General features: G+C 72.9%; 3 protein-coding genes. All 3 read left to right on the forward strand.

The window, feature by feature from the left end; translation table 11 throughout:
* On the forward strand, positions 1-1,412 hold a 1,412-nt coding region (locus tag ACYVE9_RS18930), incomplete at its 5' end, for a right-handed parallel beta-helix repeat-containing protein (RefSeq protein ID WP_461029071.1).
* A gap of 1 nt (position 1,413) precedes the next feature.
* Positions 1,414-2,646 carry an O-antigen ligase domain-containing protein gene (locus tag ACYVE9_RS18935; protein ID WP_461029072.1) on the forward strand — a complete coding sequence of 411 codons (1,233 nt, stop codon included), beginning with the start codon at positions 1,414-1,416 and terminating at the stop codon, positions 2,644-2,646.
* A 2-nt stretch (positions 2,647-2,648) separates the two neighbouring features.
* On the forward strand, positions 2,649-3,725 hold a 1,077-nt coding region (locus ACYVE9_RS18940; RefSeq protein WP_461029073.1), incomplete at its 3' end, for a glycosyltransferase.

Genomic DNA, 3,725 nt, shown 5'->3' on the forward strand with positions numbered 1-3,725 from the left:
CGGCGCCGTCCGCTTCCGTTGCCCGGGTGTGCGCCGAGCCCGCGGCCGGGCCGGCGGAGGCGCCGGCGGGAGCGGTGACGGTAGACCCCGCGGTGGCCGGTGACCTGGCGGCGAAGACGAAGAGCAGTCCGGCGCACACCACGTTCTGGCTTGCGCCGGGCAAGCACCGGCTCGCACCGCACCGGTACGCCCAGGTCGTCCCCAAGGAGGGGAACAGCTACCTCGGCGCGCCGGGCTCGGTGCTCGACGGCGGCAAGACCAACCAGTACGCGTTCGGCGGCTCCGCCCGCGACGTCACCATCCGCCATCTGACCGTGCGGCGTTTCGTCGCACCGCACGACGAGGGTGTGGTCAACCACGACTCGGCCGACGGCTGGGTGATCGAGCACGCGGTGATCGAGGACAACTCCGGCGCCGGGCTGATGGCCGGTGCCCGGCAGCAGGTTCGCGCCAGCTGCCTGCGCGGCAACGGCCAGTACGGCATGAACGCGTACAAGGCCGACGGCCTCATCACCGGCCTGGTCGTCGAGGGCAACGAGATCACCGGCAACAACACCGGCGACTGGGAGCGGCGGCGCCCGGGCTGCGGCTGCACCGGAGGCGTCAAGTTCTGGGCCGTCGACGGCGCCGACGTACGCGGCAACTGGGTGCACGACAACCGCGGAACCGGGTTGTGGGCGGACACCAACAACAACGACTTCCGCATCGAGGACAACGTGGTCGAGGCCAACGACGGTGCCGCGCTGATCTACGAGACCAGCTACAACGCGGTCATCCGGAGGAACCTGATCCGGCGGAACAACTGGGTCGCGGGCCGCAGGTACGCCGACCGCGGCGACACCTTCCCGTTCGCGACGCTCTACGTGTCGGAGTCCGGCGGCGAACCGCGGATCCGGGCCCGCACGGACAAGATCGAGATCCACCGGAACGTGCTGGAGGACAACTGGTCCGGGATCACCCTGTGGGAGAACGCCGACCGCTTCTGCAACAGCCCGGCCAACACCTCGTCCGGGGACTGCACGTTGCTGGTCGAGGACCCCGACCGCTGCGCCCAGCCGGGCATCGCCACCGCACCGCTGTACGACGACTGCCGGTGGCGCACCCAGCGGGTGGACATCCGCGGCAACCGCTTCCTGCTGGACAAGTCCGTCGTCGACTGCACGGTGAAGTGCGACCGGATGGCGGTGCTGGCCAACTACGGCACCTACCCGGACTGGTCGCCGTACCAGGGCGAGCGGGTGGCCGAGGCGATCACCCACGAGCAGCGGAACCGCTGGCACGACAACGTCTATCTCGGAGCATGGACGTTCGTCGCCCACGACCCGAGCCGGGTCCTCGACGCCGTGCAGTGGCAGGGAGCGCCGTACCGGCAGGACGCGGGCAGCACCTTCCGCGCAGGGGGAGGTGGTTGAGATGGCGGCTGACCACGCGCCGAGGATCGTCGGGACGGTCTGGGGGCTGCTGATCCTGAACACGCTCGGCTCCGCCGGGGCGCAGACCATCGTCCCGCTGCCCCGCTCCCTCATCCAGATGGTCACCATGGGCGCGCTGGTCGCCGCGTTCGCGCTGGCGCTCGCGGTCAACACCCGGCTGCGCATCCGCCCCGGTGCCTTCCTGTTCCTGCTCACCCTGCTGCTGGTGCCGAGCGTGATCTCCAGCGCGAGCCTGGAGTCCGGGTTCGGCGCGCTGTTCCGCTGCGCCCGGCTGGCTCTCTTCGTCGGCACGCTGTGGCTGCTCAGCCGCTGGTGGGACGGCGGCCCGACGTTCGTCCGGCACCACATCCGGACGTACTTCCTGGTCCTGGGATCGGTGGCCGCCGGCGCGGTCCTCTCACCGGGCACCGCCATGCCCGAGCTGTACGGCGGGCGGCTGGTCGGCGCCCTGTGGCCGCTCACCCCGCCGCAGATCGGACAGTACGCCGCGGTGGTCATCGGGCTCACGGTGCTGCTCGTCCTGGGCCGCCGGGCCGACCGGGGCAGCGCGGCGGTGGTCGTCGTGCCGGCGCTCGTCCTGCTCGCGCTGACGCACACCAGGACGGCCACGCTCGGCCTGCTGGCGGGGCTGGTGCTGGCGATCGGCTCGCTGCTCCTGACCAGCGCCGCCGCCCGCCGGTTCTTCGCCTGGGCGGTGCTGTGCACCGCGGTGGCCGCGGTGGGGCTCGGTTCCGCGGTGCAGGCGTGGTTCCTGCGCGGGCAGAGCCAGGAGCACTTCACCAGCCTCACCGGCCGGGCCAAGGTCTGGGACGCCCTGCTGGCGGCACCCCGGTCGACCACGGAGCACCTGTTCGGCACGGGCCTGGGCGACAAGTCGTTCGGCGGACTGCCGATCGACAACAGCTGGCTGGCCGTCTACCAGGAGCAGGGCGTGATCGGCGTCGCCCTGGTGTCGGCGATCGTCGTCGTGCTGGGCGGCGTCGCGTTGCTGCGGCCGCCGTCGCTGTCGAGGGCCTGCGCGATCTTCCTGATCAGCTACTGCGCGATCGCGTCGTACACCGAGGCCGGGTTGGGCGACGCCTCGCCGTACCTGCTGCACCTGGCCGTGGCGGCGTCGCTGCTGGCGGCACCTGCCACGGCAGACCGCCCACCGGCACCCGAAGTCCGGCGACGACACGTCCCGCGATGGGCGCGGACGTCGGAGGTGGCCTGAGCATGCACGTCCTCGTGGTGCACAACCGCTACGCCTCGGCGCAGCCGAGCGGTGAGAACAAGGTCGTCGACCAGGAGGTGGCGCTGCTGCGGGAGGCCGGCCACCGGGTCGAGGTGTTCGAGCGGTGCAGCGACGACATCGCCGCCAGATCGCTGCCCGGCAAGGCCGGGGTGGCGCTGCGGGTGCCGTGGAACCGCGCGGTCCGCGCCGAACTCGCCGCCCGGCTCCGCGCCGACCGGCCGGACGTGGCGCACGTCCACAACGTCTTCCCGCTGCTGTCGCCGGCGGTGCTGGCCGCCTGCTCCGACGCCGGTGTGCCCGCCGTCGCCACGCTGCACAACTACACCCAGGTCTGCCCGCCCGGCACCTTGCAGCGGGACGGCAGGCCGTGCACCGAGTGCGTCGGGGCCACGCCGCTGCCCGCCGTCCGGCACGGCTGCTACCGGGGTTCCCGGCTGGCGACGGTGCCGCTCGCGGTCAGCCTGTCGGTCAACCGGCGGCGCTGGTGGTCCGGGGTGGAGCGGTTCTTCTGCATCTCCGCGGCGCAGCGCGACGTCCTGGTCCGGGCCGGCATGCCGGCCGAGCGACTGGCCGTGAAGCACAACTTCGTGCCCGACCCGGGCGCCTGCCGGGCGGGCACCGGCGAGCATCTGCTCTTCCTCGGCCGGCTCGCCGAGGCCAAGGGCGTGCGGCTGCTCATCGCGGCGTGGGAGGAGTTCGCCGCTGACGGCGCTGCGGCGGTGCCGCTCGTGATCGCCGGCGCGGGACCGCTGGAGCGGGAGGTGGCCGCCTGGGCGTCGGGCCGGGACGACGTGCGGTACGTCGGCCTGTACGACGCGGCCGAGTGCCGGCGGGCCGTCGAGCGGTCGGTGGCCGTGGTGGTCCCCTCCACGTGGCTGGAGACGTTCGGCCTGGTGGTCGTGGAGGCGATGGCGGCCGGGGTCCCGGCTGTCGCCGCCGGTCACGGCGCCTTCGTCGAACTCGTCGAGGACGGGGTGACCGGGCTGCTGCACCGGCCGGGTGAGCCCGCCTCGCTCGCGTCCTGCCTGCGCCGGATCACGGCCGAGCCGGGCCGCAAC

Source organism: Streptomyces sparsus, from assembly GCF_054776295.1.